12 protein-coding genes are annotated in these 17,372 nt (G+C 54.2%); 7 read left to right on the forward strand and 5 right to left on the reverse strand.

Annotated features, from left to right (window positions below; genetic code table 11):
• Nucleotides 1-13: 13 nt before the first annotated feature.
• The 5 genes from GA565_RS05250 to GA565_RS05270 form a co-directional block, all read right to left on the reverse strand.
• The gene (locus GA565_RS05250) at nt 14-1,012 is read right to left on the reverse strand and encodes an ABC transporter ATP-binding protein (RefSeq protein WP_152197626.1); all 999 of its coding nucleotides are present in this window, start codon (nt 1,010-1,012) and stop codon (nt 14-16) included.
• A 1-nt stretch (nt 1,013) separates the two neighbouring features.
• Nucleotides 1,014-2,051: an ABC transporter ATP-binding protein gene (locus tag GA565_RS05255; RefSeq protein ID WP_152197627.1), complete on the reverse strand. Its 1,038-nt coding sequence runs from the start codon at nt 2,049-2,051 to the stop codon at nt 1,014-1,016.
• 70 nt (nt 2,052-2,121) lie between these two features.
• Nucleotides 2,122-2,973, reverse strand: a complete 852-nt coding sequence (locus GA565_RS05260; RefSeq protein WP_055772856.1) for an ABC transporter permease — start codon at nt 2,971-2,973, stop codon at nt 2,122-2,124.
• Entirely contained in the window at nt 2,970-3,908 is a 939-nt protein-coding gene (locus GA565_RS05265) for an ABC transporter permease (RefSeq protein ID WP_055772859.1), read from the reverse strand. The genes GA565_RS05260 and GA565_RS05265 overlap by 4 nt, the downstream gene beginning before the upstream one ends.
• Before the next feature lie 75 nt (nt 3,909-3,983).
• Nucleotides 3,984-5,576, reverse strand: coding sequence for an ABC transporter substrate-binding protein (locus tag GA565_RS05270; RefSeq protein ID WP_152197628.1), 1,593 nt, complete (start codon nt 5,574-5,576; stop codon nt 3,984-3,986).
• Nucleotides 5,577-5,872: 296 nt separating this feature from the next.
• On the opposite strand from GA565_RS05270, the gene GA565_RS05275 reads away from it, so the two are divergent.
• The 7 genes from GA565_RS05275 (at nt 5,873) to GA565_RS05305 (ending at nt 17,365) form a co-directional block, all read left to right on the forward strand.
• Nucleotides 5,873-6,868, forward strand: coding sequence for a GntR family transcriptional regulator (locus tag GA565_RS05275; protein ID WP_152197629.1), 996 nt, complete (start codon nt 5,873-5,875; stop codon nt 6,866-6,868).
• The gene (locus GA565_RS05280; RefSeq protein WP_152197630.1) at nt 6,855-7,550 is read left to right on the forward strand and encodes a creatininase family protein; all 696 of its coding nucleotides are present in this window, start codon (nt 6,855-6,857) and stop codon (nt 7,548-7,550) included. Before GA565_RS05275 ends, GA565_RS05280 begins: the two co-directional genes overlap by 14 nt.
• A gap of 38 nt (nt 7,551-7,588) precedes the next feature.
• The gene (locus tag GA565_RS05285) at nt 7,589-8,662 is read left to right on the forward strand and encodes a ketopantoate reductase family protein (RefSeq protein ID WP_152197631.1); all 1,074 of its coding nucleotides are present in this window, start codon (nt 7,589-7,591) and stop codon (nt 8,660-8,662) included.
• A gap of 23 nt (nt 8,663-8,685) precedes the next feature.
• The gene (locus GA565_RS05290; protein ID WP_152197632.1) at nt 8,686-9,450 is read left to right on the forward strand and encodes an SDR family NAD(P)-dependent oxidoreductase; all 765 of its coding nucleotides are present in this window, start codon (nt 8,686-8,688) and stop codon (nt 9,448-9,450) included.
• Nucleotides 9,451-9,705: 255 nt separating this feature from the next.
• On the forward strand, nt 9,706-11,004 hold the full coding sequence (locus tag GA565_RS05295) for an MdtA/MuxA family multidrug efflux RND transporter periplasmic adaptor subunit (protein ID WP_152197633.1): 1,299 nt from the start codon (nt 9,706-9,708) through the stop codon (nt 11,002-11,004).
• A complete protein-coding gene (locus GA565_RS05300; RefSeq protein ID WP_152197634.1) occupies nt 11,001-14,243 on the forward strand; it encodes an efflux RND transporter permease subunit in 3,243 nt (1,080 codons plus the stop codon). The genes GA565_RS05295 and GA565_RS05300 overlap by 4 nt, the downstream gene beginning before the upstream one ends.
• Nucleotides 14,240-17,365 carry a multidrug efflux RND transporter permease subunit gene (locus tag GA565_RS05305; protein ID WP_152197635.1) on the forward strand — a complete coding sequence of 1,042 codons (3,126 nt, stop codon included), beginning with the start codon at nt 14,240-14,242 and terminating at the stop codon, nt 17,363-17,365. The genes GA565_RS05300 and GA565_RS05305 overlap by 4 nt, the downstream gene beginning before the upstream one ends.
• Nucleotides 17,366-17,372 lie beyond the last annotated feature (7 nt).

A 17,372-nucleotide genomic window follows, 5' to 3' on the forward strand; every position in this document is an offset into this window, starting at 1 on the left:
TTCTCTTTTTCTCTTACACTAAATGACAGGCGACGCGCTGGCCGCCAGGTTTTGACGCCAGTATTGGCCTTTCTATGCGACAGCGGTCTGTCACATTCGGACAGCGGGTATGAAAACGACAGCCTGCAGGCGGCGAAAGTGGGCTGGGCAGTTCGCCGGTCAGGCTAACATTTTTACCGCGATCGGTCGGGTCCATGCTCGGTGCGGCGCGCAGCAGGGCCTGAGTGTAAGGATGGAGCGGCGTTTGAAACAGTGCTTCGGTATCGCCAACCTCGACCACTTCGCCGAGATACATCACCGCCACGCGGTGTGAAATATGGCGCACCAGGCGCAGGTCGTGGGCGACAAACAGTACCGTCAGGCTGAGCTTTTGCTGCAGGTCGAGCAGCAGATTAACCACCTGTGCCTGCACCGAGACGTCCAGCGCCGAGACCAGCTCATCGGCAATCAACACCTCGGGTTCGACCGCCAACGCCCGACTAATGCCGATGCGCTGACGCTGACCGCCGGAAAATTCGTGCGGCAGTTTGTCAATGGCGTCGGCCGGGAGGCGCACCAGCTCCATCAGTTGGCGAATACGCGCAGGAATGTCCTTTTTAGGACACATGTTATGCACCGACAGTGCCTCGGTCAGCATCTGCCCGACGGTCATACGCGGGTTGAGCGAACTGTACGGATCCTGAAAAATCATCTGTACCTGACGGTTAAAGCTGCGCCGCGCTTTCCCGTGCAGGGTGGCGATATCTTTGCCGTTGAAATAAATTTTACCTTCGCTGGTTTGCAGTAACCCGACCATGGCACGCGCCAGAGTTGACTTACCGCATCCAGATTCCCCAACTACGCCAAGCGTTTCACCACGCATCAGTTCCAGACGCACGCCGTTTAACGCCTGCACATAGCGGCGCGGCTTGCCCTGAATTTTATCGAGAATCGAGTGGGCAATCGGAAAATGCACCATGGCTTCTTCAACACTGACGATGGGTATCGTTTTGCTTACGGAAACGTCACTCATGTTATACCCCCTCCGACAGCGGCTGTGACGATGAAGTGGCGACCAAATTGGCATGATGATGGCATGCCATCTGATGCAGCGAATTTAAAGACTCCAAAGGCGGAACCTGCTGCTGACAGACGTCGGTTTTATAGCGACAGCGTGGGCCGAAGCTGCACCCCTGCGGCAGATTAAGCAGCGAAGGCGGCGTGCCCTCAATCGACAGCAGAGGTTTTCGCTCGCCGCCGCTTTGTGGCACTGACGCAATCAGCCCCTGAGTATAAGGATGGCGAGGGCGGCTAAAAATCTCGCCAACCGGTGCACTTTCAACAATCCGTCCGGCATACATTACCGCCACCCTGTCGCACAGCTGCGCCACTACGCCGAGGTCGTGCGTCACAAAGATAATGCCCATGCCGAGTTCGTCGCGTAGGCTGAACAAAAGCTTAAGGATTTGCTCCTGAATGGTGACGTCGAGCGCAGTAGTCGGTTCATCGGCTAGCAGCAGGCGCGGGTTACCGGCAAGCGCGATGGCTATCATCACGCGTTGGCGCATGCCGCCCGAAAACTGGTGCGGATAGTCATCAAGGCGCAACTCCGGTGCTGGAATACCCACCTGATTCAACAGCTCAACGGCCCGCAGGCGGCGTTGTTTGCGATTCAGGTCGGTGTGCGCATGCAGGCTCTCTTCAATCTGTCGCCAAACGGTGAGCACTGGATTCAGGGCAATCATCGGCTCCTGAAAAATCATCGCGATTTCACCACCGCGAATCGCGCGCAGCTCGGCGGGTTTCATGGTCGAAATTTCTCGCCCCTGCCACTTCACCGAACCGCTTACCTCGGCGTTGGCGGGCATCAGGCGCAGCAAGGAGCGGAGAGTAACGCTTTTTCCCGAGCCGGATTCGCCCACCAACCCCAGAATTTCTCCCGGCTTGAGGGTAAAACTGACATTCTGGATCGCGTTTAAACTGCCACGCGACGTGTGGATCTGGGTGTTGAGTTGGCTCACGTCGAGCAAATTTTCTGTATGACTATTTTGTTCGCGCGTTTGGCTGGGCATAGTTTGCTCTCATTTTTGCTAACGGCTTAAGGTCTTGTCAGTGGCTTAATGCGCAGTGCGGGCATTAATGTTAACGGCTTCCCGGACGCAGCCAGTCTGACAGCAGGTCTCCAAACAGGCTAAATCCCAACCCGGTTAATACAATGGCGATGCCGGGGAAAATAGTTATCCACCAGGCGGTATCCATAAAGTTTTTACCTGAGGCAATTAATACGCCCCACTCGGCGGTAGGTGGCTGAGCGCCGAGGCCGAGGTAGCCAAGGCTTGAACCAAGCAGAATGGCCAGCGCCATGTCGGTCATCCAGTACACCAGCGTAGTGGTTATCACGTTCGGCAAAACGTGGCGGAAGATGATTCGCATCGGGCTATAGCCCATGACCTTTCCAGCCGCGACGTACTCAAGACGTTTCTGAATACTGACCTCACCCGCAATCAACCGGGCATAAAATACCCAGTAAATAATGCCGACCGCGATGTACATACTGTTTAACCCAGGCCCAAGAATGGCCACAATGGCTATCACCAACACCAGTAAAGGAAAAGTGACCACCGCATCGACAATGCGTTGAAAAAGTGTCTCGGCGAGGCCACCGTAGTAACCCACCAGCAGGCCCACCAGCGTGCCGAACACCATTGGAAACAGCGTGGTGAAAAAGGCAATTTGCAGGTCAATACGGTAGGCATAAATCACCCGCGAAAAGATGTCGCGGCCGAAGTTATCGGTGCCGAACAGGTGCTGCAGGCTCGGGCCTTTCAAAATGGCTCGGTAGTCAAATTTAAGAGGATCGAAGGGGGCGACCCAGTGTGGAAAAAACGCCATCAGCAGGCTAAGGACCAGAATGATGCAGCCCAGCAGCGACGACCAGGGCAGGTGCTTGCGCCATTTACGGGTGATAGAACGCTGGGCAATGAGTTCGCTCATCTTGCTCTCCTCGGGTCAATCATCACCTGAATGATGTCGGTCACCAGAAAAATCAGCGACACCAGGACAGACAGCACAATCACCAGCCCCTGAATCATCGGGTAATCACGGCTGAAAATACTGTCGACCATCAGGCGTGCGATGCCCGGCACGGCAAAGACCGTTTCAGTAATTACCGCGCTGCCAATCGTGGTGCTGATATTAAGTGCAAACAGGCTCAACATCGGGATCAGTGAGTTACGCAACACGTGTCGCATCAGTACCACGCGGCTGCTCAGTCCTTTTGCACGGGCAAAGGTGACGTATTCAGCATCGAGCACGGCAATAATCGAGTTCCGCAGGCTGCCAATCAATACCGACGTGATGCTCACCGCCAGCGTGATAGCCGGTAAAAACAGGTGGTAAATTCTCTGCCCGAAGGTGTCGCCGTAGCCTCCCACCGGGAACCAGTGCAGCTGGGCGGCGAAAATGGTTAATAAAACCAGTCCGATATAAAAGGACGGCATCGACAGCGTAATTTGCGACGCGCCGCGAATCGTCACGTCGGCGGCGCTGTTGCGTCTGAGCGCCGAAATAAACGCCAGCGGAATAGCCATCACAATCGAGAAAAAGGCCGCCATTGCGGTCAGAAGCAGCGTGACCGGCAGACGTTCGGCAATAACCGAGGTCACCGGCGCGTGCATGGCGTAAGAGTTGCCGAGATTGCCCGTCGCCACTTGGCGAACAAAATAGAGAAACTGCACTGGCAGCGGCTGGTCGAGGCCCAACTCTTTATTAATGCGCGCGACGTCGGCATCTGTTGCGCGGTCGCCAATCATCGCACTGGCCGGATCACCCGGCAGCAGACGCACGATGGTAAACGTCACCACCAAAATAACCAGCAGCGTGGGAATAATTAATAGGATGCGCTTTAAAATGTATGAAAACTCTGTCACATCAGTCCCTCTGTAAAACTTGATACTTGAAGCCGCAGCCTTCACGACTTCAAGTTATTCAGATTTTATAACGCGTTATTTCTTCAGCCAGGTATCAGTGAAGATGTTGTTACCCAGTGGGATCTGCACAAATCCCTGCACGTCTTTTTTAAGTGCCACAGGGTAGGAGCTCTCATACAGCGGAATAGTGGGGCCGCTGGCGTTGTAAATAGCCTGAATCTTCTTGTACTGTTCTGCGCGCTTCTCCGGGTTGGTCTCTTTCTGCGACGCTTCAAACAATTGATCCAGCTCGTCACTTTTCCAACCGGAGTGCAGCGCCTGAATATTTTTGGAATAGGCGTAGTACGACGTAATTTCGTTTGGATCGGCAATGTCGTCGGTCCACGGCCCAAGGCGCGTGCTGAAATTGGCTTTACGATAGTTGTTATTGAGCGTGGCGTTATCCATCTGATTAATGGTGAGTTTAATGCCAATTTGCGACCACATTTGCTGCAGCGCGGTAGCAATGCTCAGGCTGTCTTCGTTGCCTGCCAAAATGTTCATGCTGGTGCTGAAACCATCGGCATAACCGGCCTCTTTCATCAGCGCCTGCGCTTTTTCAACGTCGACCGGATAGAGCGGTTTGTTGCCATAGCTCAGCGGGGTTGAGGTCGACATAAACGACGTCATCGGTTTACCCAGGCCAAAGGTCACCAACTGGATAATTCCGTCTTTGTCGGTCGCGTAGTTCAGCGCCTGACGCACTTTCGGATTCGCCAGGGGATTTGGCTTGCCGTCAATCTCGGGGCGCGCATTGACGCTGGCCACTTCAACACGTGTTGAAGGGAACAGCACCATATTTAGCGCCGGATTGCCCTGTAGCTCTTTTACACGTGAATAAGGAATAAATTCAGCGCCGTCGAGCTCGCCAGACTGCAGTTTCAAAATACGCGTCGCGTCATCAGGCACAATTTCGAACTTGATGCCGTCGAGGTAGGGCAGCGACTTCCCGTCTGCGCCTTTTGCCCAATAGTAGGGGTTGCGCACCAGCGTCATGGTCGAGTTGTGCTGCCACGATTTCAGGATAAACGGACCCGAACCAACAGGATGCTCTGCAAAGGCGGTGGCCTTATCATGATCAGTCGCACCCGGTTCAGCCTCGAACTGTTTTTCGGGCATGATGGCGGTGTTGAAAACCGTCAGCGCGCTGAGAATGGCCGGGTCGGGATGAGACAGGTGGATGACCACGGTGTGCGGGTCAGTGATGGTCACGTTATCGATTGCGCTGACCAAAAATTGCCATACGCCGTTGCCCGGTTTAGCGGCGCGTTCTAGCGACCATTTTACGTCTTCTGCGGTAATGGGTGAGCCGTCGGAGAATTTAGTCTCGGGGCGCAGGGTAAGGGTGACGCTTTTGCCATCATCTGAAAGCTTCCAGGCGGTGGCGAGACCGGGCTTGATGCCTTTGCCGTCGCTGGTGGGCAGTAGCAACGTGTCGTACAGGTTGGAAAGTATCCAGATATCATTGTTACTTTCGTTTAAAACCGGTTCGAGAAAATTACTGTCGGCATAGCGGCCATAAATCAGGGTGCCGCCGCGCTGTACTACTTCGGCTGCCTGCGCAGAGAGTACACCGAGTGCACCGACTGCCAATAATGCCATTAATGTCAATTTAGGCTTAACTTTCATTACCATGCCCCTCTGTTCGTCAGAAAAAAGTGCTCGCCAGGAAAGAATTTTTGCCTTTAAAAACGCTAAAGGCTGAACCTGCAAAAATACCGTTGTGGATTGTGTTCTAGTTAACTAATACGATATTTGAAGCATTGGTCACAATTTGTCAATAATCAGCGCAAAAAAAATGCAACAAAGTAAGTGTGGTGTAAATTTCTGACTAAATTGCGCAATTATTTTTCGAAGATGGCTTGCATTGCTGTAAAAAACAGCATTATTGTATTAGTAGACCAATACAGTTACCAAGGCAGGCTATGGAATTCCACCTCGACCGTAACTCTTCTATTCCGTTGGGCGCTCAACTGCGCGGAATGATTGAATATGCGATCACTTTTGGCGCACTAAAGCCCGGCGAACAGCTTCCGTCGGTCAGGGAAATGGCCGATTTAATCGGCGTGGCGCCAATGACTGTGGCTCAGGTTTATCGCGAATTGAAAGCGGCCGAACTGGTTTATAGCAAACCGGGAGCCGGTACGTTTATTGCGGATGCGTCTTCGTTATTAGGTTCGTCGAGCCAGAATCTCGATGAGCTGCATCGCCATCTGGATGCTCTGATTAATTGTGGCATGCTGATGGGGTTTAGCGCCTCAGATTTGGGTGCGCTGGTCAGTAATCGATTCAGTGAAAGACAGCGTCAGCTCAAAAAGAAAACCGTGTTTTTGATCGGTAATTTTATCGACGCCGCGCGCGACTATGCGCAGTGTATCAGTGAAACACTGGGTGAAATCGCACAGGTTGAAGCGACTACCATTACAGAATTAAAAAACGATGAGCTACTGCTTCAACGCGCTGGCGACGCCGACCTGTTGCTGACCTTCGCCCATCGCCGGCGCGAAGTCAGCGTGCTTTTGCCCGGACTGCCGCTGCTGAACATCAGCTTTATTCCTTCTGAAACCACCCGCCGCTCTCTGGCCTCGCTCGAGCCGCTGACCCGCACGCTGGTGGTGTCTATTTTTCCAGAGTTTACGTCGTTGATGACCCGCGGCGTAGAGCGTTTTGCACCTCATGTCACCCAGGTCATCGTGGTCCACCGCGATGATCCTCAGCTGTCAGAGCTTATAAAAGAGACCGATGCACTGGTGTATGCCACCGGCGCTCAGGATCTCACCTCTCAGCTGAGTGAAGGGCAGCAATCCTTTGAATACAGGCACGTTCCTGATGCAGGCGAGATCCAGCGAGTTGTGGTTCCGCTACTGCAGCAGGGCATTCTACAAGCGTCCAACACCGGGGACCGCAATGAAAATCAGTGAGATGAACTGGCAACAGTTAGAAAGCTATCTTGCCACCGACGACAGGGTTATTGTGCCGCTTGGCAGTACCGAGCAGCACGCCTACCTCAGCCTTTCGGTGGATTCGATTTTGGCAGAGAAGGTCGCAACAGAGTCCGCAGAGCCTTTCGGTATTCCCGTTTTTCCGGTCATGCCTTTCGGAATGACGCCCGCGTTTAGCGACTATCCCGGCACCATCAGTCTGAGTATGCAAACCTATATTGGCTTAATCTACGACATTCTTAACAATCTGAAACGACAGGGTTTTCGTCGTATTTTGTTTGTAAACGGTCACGGTGGAAATTCACCGGCGCAGAACATTATCGGCGAATGGATGGTCAATAATCCGGGTATCACGGTGCAACTGCACAACTGGTGGAATGCACCGAAAACCTGGGAAAAAGTCGCTTCTATCGACCCCGTTGCCTCACATGCTTCGTGGATGGAAAACTTCCCCTGGACGCGTTTGCCGGGCGTAGCCATGCCAGAAGAACGTAAACCGATGCTCGATTTGGTGGCGCTACGCAAACTTGACCCCACGCAGGCGCGGGCCTATCTCGGTGACGGCAACTACGGCGGTTTTTATCAGCGTGCCGACGACGAGATGCTGGCTATTTGGCAAACCGCAGTGGCTGAAATTCGCGACGTTATCAGCGCGCTTTAAGCTCACCGATTTTGGCTGTTAATGTGGAGGAAGAACCGATGTCGATAGCCACTTTGTTTGAAGAAGAGCCCTTTCCCAATGAGCCACAGGCGCTATCCCCAATTGTGGTATGGGGCGCGGGCGCGATTGGCGGCGCGATAGGCGCATCCTTTATTGAAGCCGGTCAGCCGGTGATATTTGTGGATAACGTCGCCGAGCACGTGGCGGCAATGAATTTGCACGGCCTGCGCATCACCGGGCCATTGGGTGATAAAACCGTTCCGGCGCAGGCTTTCATGCCAGAAGATCTCGACGGTAATTATCAATGTGTACTTTTGGCGGTTAAGTCTCACCACACGGCGGCGGCGATTAAACAAATAGCGCCACTGCTTGCCCCGCATGGCTATGTAGTATCGATGCAAAACGGGCTAAATGAGCATGTTATTGCCGAAGTAATAGGTGCAGAACGGACGGTGGGTGCCTTTCTGAATTTTGGTGCCGACTTTATCGAACCGGGCGTTATCCACCACGGCGGACGAGGTGCGGTGGTTATCGGTGAGCTCGATGCCATTACGCGGCCGCGCACCGAGGCGTTGTATACCCTGCTGCTGCATTTTGATCCCGCGGCCGTGCTCACGCCCAACATCTGGGGATTCCTGTGGGCGAAAATGATTTATGGTGCGCTGCTTTTTGCCACTGCCTTGACCGATGACAGCATTGCCGATGTGCTGGCGATGCCGCGATTTCGTCCGTTGTTGACTTCGCTAGCACGCGAAATTGGTGCGGTTGCCCACGCGCAGGGTATTGAGCTGCAAGGCTTTGACGGCTTTGATCCCTCGGCATTTTTACCCGATGCCAGTGCTGAACATACGCAGCAGTCCTTTGACGATATGGTGGCGCACAACCGTCGTTCGGCGAAGTCTCACTCAGGTATTTGGCGCGATTTGGCTGTACGCAAACGCCAAACCGAAGTCGATGCGCAGATTGCCCCGGCCATTGATATCGGCATCGGCTTTGATCTGACGATGCCACTCACCACGCGACTGGTTGAGCTTATACACCTGATTGAATGCGGTGAACTGCCGCAATCGTTAGACACGCTGGCACTGCTTGAACACTCTTATACTGTTTGAACACCCTGACGCGGAAACCTCCCATGCAAAACCCTTTTGATTTCTCCCAACGCACTGTGCTGGTAACCGGTGCTGCGCAAGGATTTGGTCGTGCAATTTGTCTGGCTTTTTCACAGCGCGGTGCACAGGTTGTTGCCTGTGATATTCAAAAAGATCGGGTTGATGAGACGGCGGCGCTGTGTGGCGAGCGCTGCATAGCGCTGGAGTCTGACATCAGTTCTCCCGAGGCGGTGAACGCGCTGTTTGCTTCTCTGGCGGCGCGCGGATTAAGCGTGGATACCTTGGTCAATAATGCCGGTGGCGTGGTCGGCCAAAAGGGCCAGCCGCTGGAGGATGTGACTTTTGAGCAGTGGCAGGCGATTGTTGCCGTTAATCTCAACGGCGCATTCCTGATGTCTCAGGCGGCCGTCGGTGCGATGAAGCAGCAAAAGTTTGGTCGTATCATTAACATCTCCAGCGGGGCAGGGTTGGGCGTAAGTTTGACCGGTATTCAGGCGTATGCCAGCGCCAAGGCTGGGCAGATTGGCCTGACGCGCCAACTGGCGCACGAGCTTGGCCCGTGGAATATTACGGTGAATAACGTGGCGCCCGGTTTCGTACGCAGTAATCCTTCAACGGAAAAACAGTGGGAAGCGATGGGCAGCGAAGGCCAAAAACGCCACATTGACAATGTGGCCATGAAGCGTCTCGGTGCAGCGGAAGACATTGCTCACGCTGTGCTTTACTTCGCCTCCGACTGGGCCAACTGGGTAACGGGCCAAGTGCTAAGCGTGGACGGCGGTAAATAATACTCTCCAGGCTCTGAATTTTCAGGGCCTTAATTTATACTTCTCCTGATATTGCCTCGATAAACCCTAAAATTCCTGCATTTATGTTCTTATGTAAATAGTGGGCATTTATGAATTATTTGTACATACTTGCTTACTGAATCTTTACGTTGTCCTAAAAACAGTCTACCTGTAAATTCTGGATAATGGACCTATCTGGTTGAACGACCTCTTTCAGCTGTTTCTTCCCATCACTCGTGCGAACTAAAGAAATTTATGCTGCCAACTGCCTCATCTCGTTCTAAAAACCGCAAAACGTTGTGGTTAATTCTTACTGTTATCGTACTGGCGATAGCGGCCTGGTTTTTCTTTTTTCACAAGAGTGCGCCAACAGGCGGTGCACCCGCGGGTAACGAGCGTCACCGCGGCGGCATGCGTGGCGGAATGAGAGGGGGAATGCCCGGTGCAGGCGGTGCTACGCCGGTTCAGGCGGGGAGGGTAGAACAGGCCAACGTGCCGGTTTATCTGCGCGCACTGGGAACGGTGGTTCCTAATGCATCGGTTACGGTCACCAGCCGCGTTGACGGTCAACTGATGAAGGTCTTTTTCACCGAAGGTCAGAAAGTCGAAGCAGGTCAGTTGCTGGCGCAGATTGACCCGCGCAGCTATCAGGCAACGCTTGAACAGTATCAGGGAGATTTGGCGCAGAATCAGGCGCTGGAAAAAAGTGCCCAACTGACGTTGGCCCGCTACCGCAAACTTTATGCGCAGGACTCGCTGGCGCGTCAGGACCTTGAAAGCCAAATTGCAACCGCCGGTCAGTATAGCGGCGCGGTGAAGGCCGATCAGGCGCAAATTGATGCTGCCAAGTTGAACCTGCAGTTTGCACGTATTACGGCGCCAATCAGCGGTCACGTTGGCCTGCGTCTGGTGGACCCGGGCAATATGGTGTCGAGCAGTTCAACCACCGGCATTGTTACCATTACCCAAACTCAGCCGATTGCCGTTACCTTCAGCGTGCCGCAAAGCAATCTGCAAACTATCCTTAAAGCACTGCGCAGCGGGCAAACCATGCCTACTACCGCCTTTGACCAAAACGGTGACAAGGTACTGGCGCAGGGTAAACTGCAGTTTATGAGCAACGAAATCGACACCACCACCGGCAGCGTCAAGCTCAAAGCGGTGTTTGATAACAGTGATGACGCGCTGTATCCGAATCAGTTTGTAAATGCGCGATTGCAGGTCGGCCTGCTTGAAAACGCGACCGTTATCCCCTCTGCCGCACTGCAACTCAGCTCCGACGGTGATTTCGTTTATGTTATTAAACAGGACGGCAGCGTTGTGCGCACGGCGGTAAAATCTGGACCGAACTTTGGCGATGACCAGGTTGCGGTGCTATCAGGCGTAACGCCGGGTGAACAGGTTGTGACTACCGGTATTGATAGACTAAACGACGGCGTCAAGGTTCAGGTCGTGACGGCGGCCAGCGCGGCCGCTGCCGCTGCGGGGACGGAAAAAACGGATAAAACCGGTGTAGACAAAGCGACTACCGGCAAAGACAGCGGGCCTAAATGAATCCATCACGCCTCTTTATCCAAAGGCCGGTCGCCACGGTCTTGCTGATGGTGGCGGTACTGTTGTCGGGTATTTTTGCCTACAACATGCTGTCAACGTCGGCGCTGCCGCAGGTTGATTATCCGACCATTCAGGTGACCACGCTCTATCCGGGCGCCAGCCCTGACGTCATGGCCTCGGGGATTACCGCGCCGCTGGAGCGTCAGCTTGGGCAAATGCCCGGCCTCAGCCAGATGTATTCGACCAGCTCGACAGGTTCGTCGATTATTACGCTGAAGTTTTCGCTGGAGCTTTCACTCGACGTGGCCGAGCAGGAAGTGCAAGCGGCAATCAACGCCGCGAACAGCCTGCTGCCCAGCGATTTACCCAATCCACCGACCTATAAAAAGGTAAACCCTGCCGACAGCGCAGTGATCACGCTGGCGGTGACTTCCGACTCTCTGCCGCTGACCAAAGTGCAGGACTTGGTTAACACCCGCGTGGCGCTCAAGCTTTCACAAATATCGGGTGTGGGACTGGTTACGCTGGCCGGTGGGCATCAGCCTGCGGTTCGCGTGCAGGTTAATCCGCGTGCCTTGGCGGCGCATAATCTTACGCTTGAAGACATTAACACCCTGATTGGCAACAGTAATGTCAACGGTTCGAAAGGCGGATTCGACGGTAAACATCATTCAATTACTATTGACGCTAACGATCAACTGCGCACGGCAGAAGAGTACGGCAATCTGATTGTGACCTACAGCAACGGTGCGGCGCTGCGTTTGAAAGACATTGCCACGCTGAGCGAAGCCCCGGAAAACCAGTATCTTTCGGCCTGGGCTAACAATAAGCCGGCAATTATTATCAACGTTCAGCGTCAGCCGGGTGCTAACGTGATTTCAGTGGTTGATGCTATCAAGACGCAACTGCCAAAATTGCAGTCCGCGTTGCCGGACTCCATCAAAGTTACTGTGCTTTCTGACCGTACCCAGACCATTCGCGCGTCTATAAGCGACGTGCAGTTTGAACTGCTGCTGTCAATTGCACTGGTCGTCATGGTCACTTTCCTTTTCCTGCGCAACATGGCGGCGACGCTTATCCCTAGCGTGGCGGTTCCGCTTTCGCTGGTTGGCACCTTTGGCGTGATGTACTTGTGCGGTTTCAGTCTCAATAACCTGTCGCTGATGGCGCTGACCATTGCTACCGGCTTTGTTATTGATGACGCCATCGTGGTGGTTGAGAACATTTCGCGTCGGCTCGAAGAGGGCGAAACGCCGATGCAGGCGGCGCTGAACGGATCCAAACAGATTGCCTTCACCATTATCTCGTTAACCTTCTCGCTGATCGCGGTGCTTATTCCGCTGCTGTTTATGGGCGATGTGGTGGGACGCCTGTTCCGCGAGTTTGCGATTACGCTGGCGGTGTCGATTATTGTGTCGATGCTGGTGTCATTAACCCTGACACCGATGCTGTGCGCCTATCTTCTGCGCCATATTCCTGAAGAAAAGCAGAGCCGTTTCTACCGCAAGGGCGGGCAGGTATTTGACAAGCTGATTGCCGGTTATGACCGCATGCTCACCGTGGTGCTCAATCACCAACGGTTGACGCTGCTGGTCGCACTCGCCACGCTGGTGTTTACCGCACTGCTGTATTTAATTGTTCCCAAAGGCTTTTTCCCGTCGCAGGATACCGGGATGATTCAAGGGATCACTGTGGCCTCGCAGGATGTTTCATTTAGTGAAATGGGGCGCAGGCAGCAGGCACTGGCAGAAATAATCCTAAAAGACAAAGACGTAGAGAGCGTCGCATCGACCATTGGTGTGGACGGTAATAACACCAGCCTTAACAGCGGCCGTCTGCAGATTAGCCTCAAGGCGATTAGCCTGCGAGACGACCGTGCGCCCGCGGTTATTGCGCGTTTGAAACAGGAAACGGCCTCCGTCCCTGGCATTGAACTTTATCTTCAGGCTTCGCAAGATTTGACCGTCGACGATCAGGTTACACCGAGTCAGTATCAATTTACGCTTGATGACACCGACAGCTCGAATCTGGTGAGCTGGACGCCAAAACTGCTCGATAAGCTGCGTGCGGAACCGGAGTTTAATAGCGTGGTCAGCAACCTGCAGCAGCAGGGGCAGGTGGCCTACGTCGAGCTTAACCGCGACGCGGCGGCGCGCTATGGCATTACTGCGTCCGACGTAGATACGGCGTTGTATAACGCCTTCGGACAGCGACTGGTATCCACTATCTTTACCCAGTCAAACCAGTATCGTGTGGTGCTGGAAGTGGCCCCGCAGTATCAGCAATCACCCGAGTCATTTGATGATGTTTATCTGGCGGCCAGCAATGGCAGCAGTTCATCAAGCAGTAGCTCAACCACCAGCAGCAGTTCGAGCAGCAGCTCAAGCAGTACGACAGGCAGCACGACGACCAGTACCGACAGCAACAGTGCTTCCGGCAGCTCAACGACGTCCAGCAGCTCGGGCACTAACTCGACGGGAATGGTCAAATTGACCTCGATTGCCAGCATTCACATGCGCACCGGTGCACTGTTGCAAGCGCGGTTAAATCAGCTTCCAGCGGTGACGGTGTCGTTTAACCTTAACGAGGGTTATTCGATTGAGCAGGCGCAGGAAGTGATTAAGAAAACCCGTGCGGAAATCGGCCTGCCGGACAGTATTACCCTGCGTTATCAGGGGTCTGCTGCTTCATTTGAAAGCGCGACGGGCAATACGCTGTGGCTTATTTTGGCCGCGCTGCTGACCATGTACGTGGTGCTCGGCATTCTTTATGAAAGCTTTATTCATCCGGTAACCATTCTTTCAACGCTGCCTTCGGCCGCCGTGGGGGCGTTATTGTCTCTGCTGTTCAGCGGCACCGAGTTCAGCCTGATTGCGCTCATCGGCGTGATTTTGCTGATCGGTATTGTGAAAAAGAACGCCATCATGATGATCGACTTTGCGCTTGAGGCGGAGCAAAAGCAGCATATGTCGCCGCGTGATGCGATTCATCAGGCCTGTTTACTGCGCTTTAGGCCGATTTTGATGACCACCATGGCCGCGTTAATCGGCGCACTGCCGTTGATGCTGGCCAGCGGAAGCGGAGCAGAACTGCGCCAGCCGCTGGGTCTGGTTATCGTCGGCGGGCTTATCTTCAGCCAGGTGCTGACGCTGTTCTCCACGCCGGTTATTTATCTGATGTTTGACCGACTGGCGACGCGCTGGCGTCCGGCCCGCCGTAAAGTACAGGAACAGGAATGAATATTTCCCGCTTCTTTATTTTTCGACCGGTAGCCACGCTGCTGCTCACCTCGGCAATCGTGCTGCTGGGGTTGTTGGGCTATAACCTGCTGCCTGTGGCCCCTTTGCCACAGGTGGATTTCCCAACCATTATGGTCAGCGCCAGCCTGCCGGGTGCCAGTCCCGAGACGATGGCCGCGACGGTGGCTACGCCGCTCGAAAGGGCGATGGGCAGCATTTCCGGGGTCAGTGAAATGACCTCCTCCAGCTCGCAAGGCTCGACGCGCATCGTTTTGCAGTTTGACCTGGACCGCGATATTAACGGTGCCGCACGCGATGTACAGGCGGCAATTAACGCCTCGCGTTCGCTGCTGCCGAGCAGCATGCCTTCACTGCCGACCTATCGCAAAGCCAACCCCGCCGATGCGCCGATTGTGATGCTGGCACTGACCTCGTCAACGCGCAGCAACGGCGAGCTTTATGACATTGCCTCCAGCCAACTGCAGCAAAAAATTGCTCAGGTTAACGGTGTGGGGCAGGTATCACTGACCGGTAGCGCCTTGCCTGGCGTGCGTATTGACCTGCGCCCGCAGGCGATCAGTTCGTATGGTATCTCGCTCGATACTATTCGCACCGCGATAGCTAACAGCACCACCAATCTGCCTAAAGGGGTACTTCAGGGCAATGGACAGTCGTGGATGGTGGAGGGCAATGGCCAGCAAAGCACGGCGGCGCAGTATCGTAAGCTGATCGTGACTTATATAAACGGCAACGCCATTCGCCTTAGTGATATTGCTAACGTTTATGATTCGGTGGAGGACAAGTACAACGTCGGCTATTTCAACGGCACGCCCTCGGTGATGATTGCGGTCACGCGTCAGGCCGGTGCCAACATGCTCACCACCATCAGTGCCATCAAAGATGCCTTACCGGAGATGGAAAAAGAGCTGCCGGGTGACGTGAAACTTAGCGTAGGTCTGGACCGCTCACCGACCGTGAAAGAGTCGTTGCGTGACACAGAAACTACGCTGCTCGAAGCCACTCTGCTGGTTATCGCCGTGGTGTTTGTGTTCCTGCGCAACGGCAGAGCGGTGTTAATACCGGCGCTCGCGCTGCCGGTTTCGCTGATCGGTACCTGTTCCATCATGTATCTGCTGGGCTACAGCCTCGATAACCTGTCGCTGATGGCGCTGATTATTGCCACCGGCTTTGTGGTCGATGACGCCATCGTGGTGCTGGAGAACATTACCCGACATATCGAAGAGGGGCTAAGTCCGGTGAGGGCGGCAATTCGCGGGGCGGGCGAAGTTGGCTTTACCGTGCTGTCGATGACGCTGTCGCTTATCGCCGTGTTTATTCCGATTCTGCTGATGGGCAGCATCGTGGGCCGTTTGTTCCGTGAATTTGCGGTGACGCTGTCGATTTCGCTGTTGATTTCGATGCTGGTGTCCTTAACGCTGACGCCCATGCTGTGTGCCCGCTTCTTAAAACGCAAACCGCCGGTTGAAAAACGCCAGCCGCGTATTTATCGGCTTATCGAGCGCTGGCTCAATGGCCTGTTGCAGGCCTATTCCAACGGACTAAACTGGGTAATGCGGCATCAGCCGCTGACCATGGTGGTGTTAATGCTCACCGTGGTATTGAATTTTTATCTCTACACCGTGGTCGAGAAAGGCTTTTTCCCCGAGCAGGACACCGGCATGCTGATCGGCATGCTTCGTGCTGACCAAAACACCTCTTTCCAATCTATTCAGCCGCAGATGATTAATTACGCCAAAATTATTCAGCATGACCCAGACGTCGCCACGGTGATGAGCTCGGCGGGCAGCGGCGGCTTTGGATCGCGTAACACGGCGCTGTTCTTTATCCGCTTGAAAGACTTTGACCAGCGTAAATCTACGGCTAATCAGATTGCCAACCGCATCATGATGGAGACCGCCAAGCTGCCTGGCTCACAGCTGTTCCTGATGGCGGCGCAGGACTTGCGCATCGGTGGCCGCAGCGCCAACTCTGAGTATCAATTTAGCCTGCAGGCCGATGATTTGTCGCTGCTGCGTGAATGGGGCCCGAAGGTTAAAGCTGCCCTGAGTGCACTGCCGCAGCTGACCGGCGTTGATTCGGATTCTCAGACCGGCGGCCAAGAAGTGATGCTCAATATCGACCGCGACAAAGCGACTCAGCTGGGCGTTAATGTCAAAACGATTGATGCAATGTTAAACAATGCCTTTGCCCAGCGGCAGGTAGCGACTATTTACAAAACGCTTAACCAGTATCACGTGGTGATGTACCTGACGCCGGACTTTACCAGCGATCCTGACGTGCTTAATCAGATGTACGTGGTGACCAGTGAGGGTAATCAGGTGCCGCTTTCGGCCTTTACCACCTTTAGCAGCGCCAATGCACCGCTGTCCGTCGCGCATCAGGGGCAGTCTGCAACGACCACCATTGCCTTTAACCTGGCCGACGGCGTGTCTATCGAAGAAGGGCAGTCAGCGGTAAAAACCGCAATGGCTAAAATTGGTCTGCCGGACACTATTCAGTCCGGCTATGCGGGCACGGCGCAGGCATTTCAGGCGTTGGCGCAGCAGATGCCGTGGCTGATTTTAGCGGCGTTGGCGGCGGTATATATCGTGCTGGGCATGCTGTATGAGAGTTACATCCATCCGCTGACCATTCTTTCCACCCTGCCGTCGGCGGGGCTTGGTGCGTTGTTGCTGATGTTAATGACCAATACTCAGCTTACGGTGATTGCGCTGATAGGCATTCTGTTGCTAATAGGCATTGTTAAGAAGAATGCCATTATGATGATCGACTTTGCGCTTGATGCGGAACGCAGGCTGGGGCTTTCGCCGCAGCAGGCCATTGTGCAGGCCTGCCTGATGCGATTCCGCCCGATTATGATGACCACGCTGGCCGCATTTTTCGGTGCCTTGCCTTTGGCGCTGGGCAGTGGTGGTGACGCAGATTTGCGCAGCCCGCTGGGGTTGGCAATTGCTGGGGGATTGGCGATGAGCCAGGTCCTCACGCTGTTTACGACGCCGGTTGTTTACCTGTATATGGACAGAAGCAGTCGTGCAACCAAGCGTTTATGGGCGCGAATTCGTCCGCACCACACGCCATCTGAGCCTGAACGCCATGAATAATATGATT

The organism is Rouxiella sp. S1S-2 (assembly GCF_009208105.1).
GTDB lineage: Bacteria > Pseudomonadota > Gammaproteobacteria > Enterobacterales > Enterobacteriaceae > Rouxiella.

What these genes read in the sequence shown, in the direction of transcription:
- GA565_RS05250 (WP_152197626.1), bottom strand. Translation starts at nt 1,012, where the DNA reads ATGAGTGACGTTTCCGTAAGCAAAACGATACCCATCGTCAGTGTTGAA.
- GA565_RS05255 (WP_152197627.1), bottom strand. Translation starts at nt 2,051, where the DNA reads ATGCCCAGCCAAACGCGCGAACAAAATAGTCATACAGAAAATTTGCTC.
- GA565_RS05260 (WP_055772856.1), bottom strand. Translation starts at nt 2,973, where the DNA reads ATGAGCGAACTCATTGCCCAGCGTTCTATCACCCGTAAATGGCGCAAG.
- GA565_RS05270 (WP_152197628.1), bottom strand. Translation starts at nt 5,576, where the DNA reads ATGAAAGTTAAGCCTAAATTGACATTAATGGCATTATTGGCAGTCGGT.
- GA565_RS05275 (WP_152197629.1), top strand. Translation starts at nt 5,873, where the DNA reads ATGGAATTCCACCTCGACCGTAACTCTTCTATTCCGTTGGGCGCTCAA.
- GA565_RS05280 (WP_152197630.1), top strand. Translation starts at nt 6,855, where the DNA reads ATGAAAATCAGTGAGATGAACTGGCAACAGTTAGAAAGCTATCTTGCC.
- GA565_RS05285 (WP_152197631.1), top strand. Translation starts at nt 7,589, where the DNA reads ATGTCGATAGCCACTTTGTTTGAAGAAGAGCCCTTTCCCAATGAGCCA.
- GA565_RS05290 (WP_152197632.1), top strand. Translation starts at nt 8,686, where the DNA reads ATGCAAAACCCTTTTGATTTCTCCCAACGCACTGTGCTGGTAACCGGT.
- GA565_RS05295 (WP_152197633.1), top strand. Translation starts at nt 9,706, where the DNA reads ATGCTGCCAACTGCCTCATCTCGTTCTAAAAACCGCAAAACGTTGTGG.
- GA565_RS05300 (WP_152197634.1), top strand. Translation starts at nt 11,001, where the DNA reads ATGAATCCATCACGCCTCTTTATCCAAAGGCCGGTCGCCACGGTCTTG.
- GA565_RS05305 (WP_152197635.1), top strand. Translation starts at nt 14,240, where the DNA reads ATGAATATTTCCCGCTTCTTTATTTTTCGACCGGTAGCCACGCTGCTG.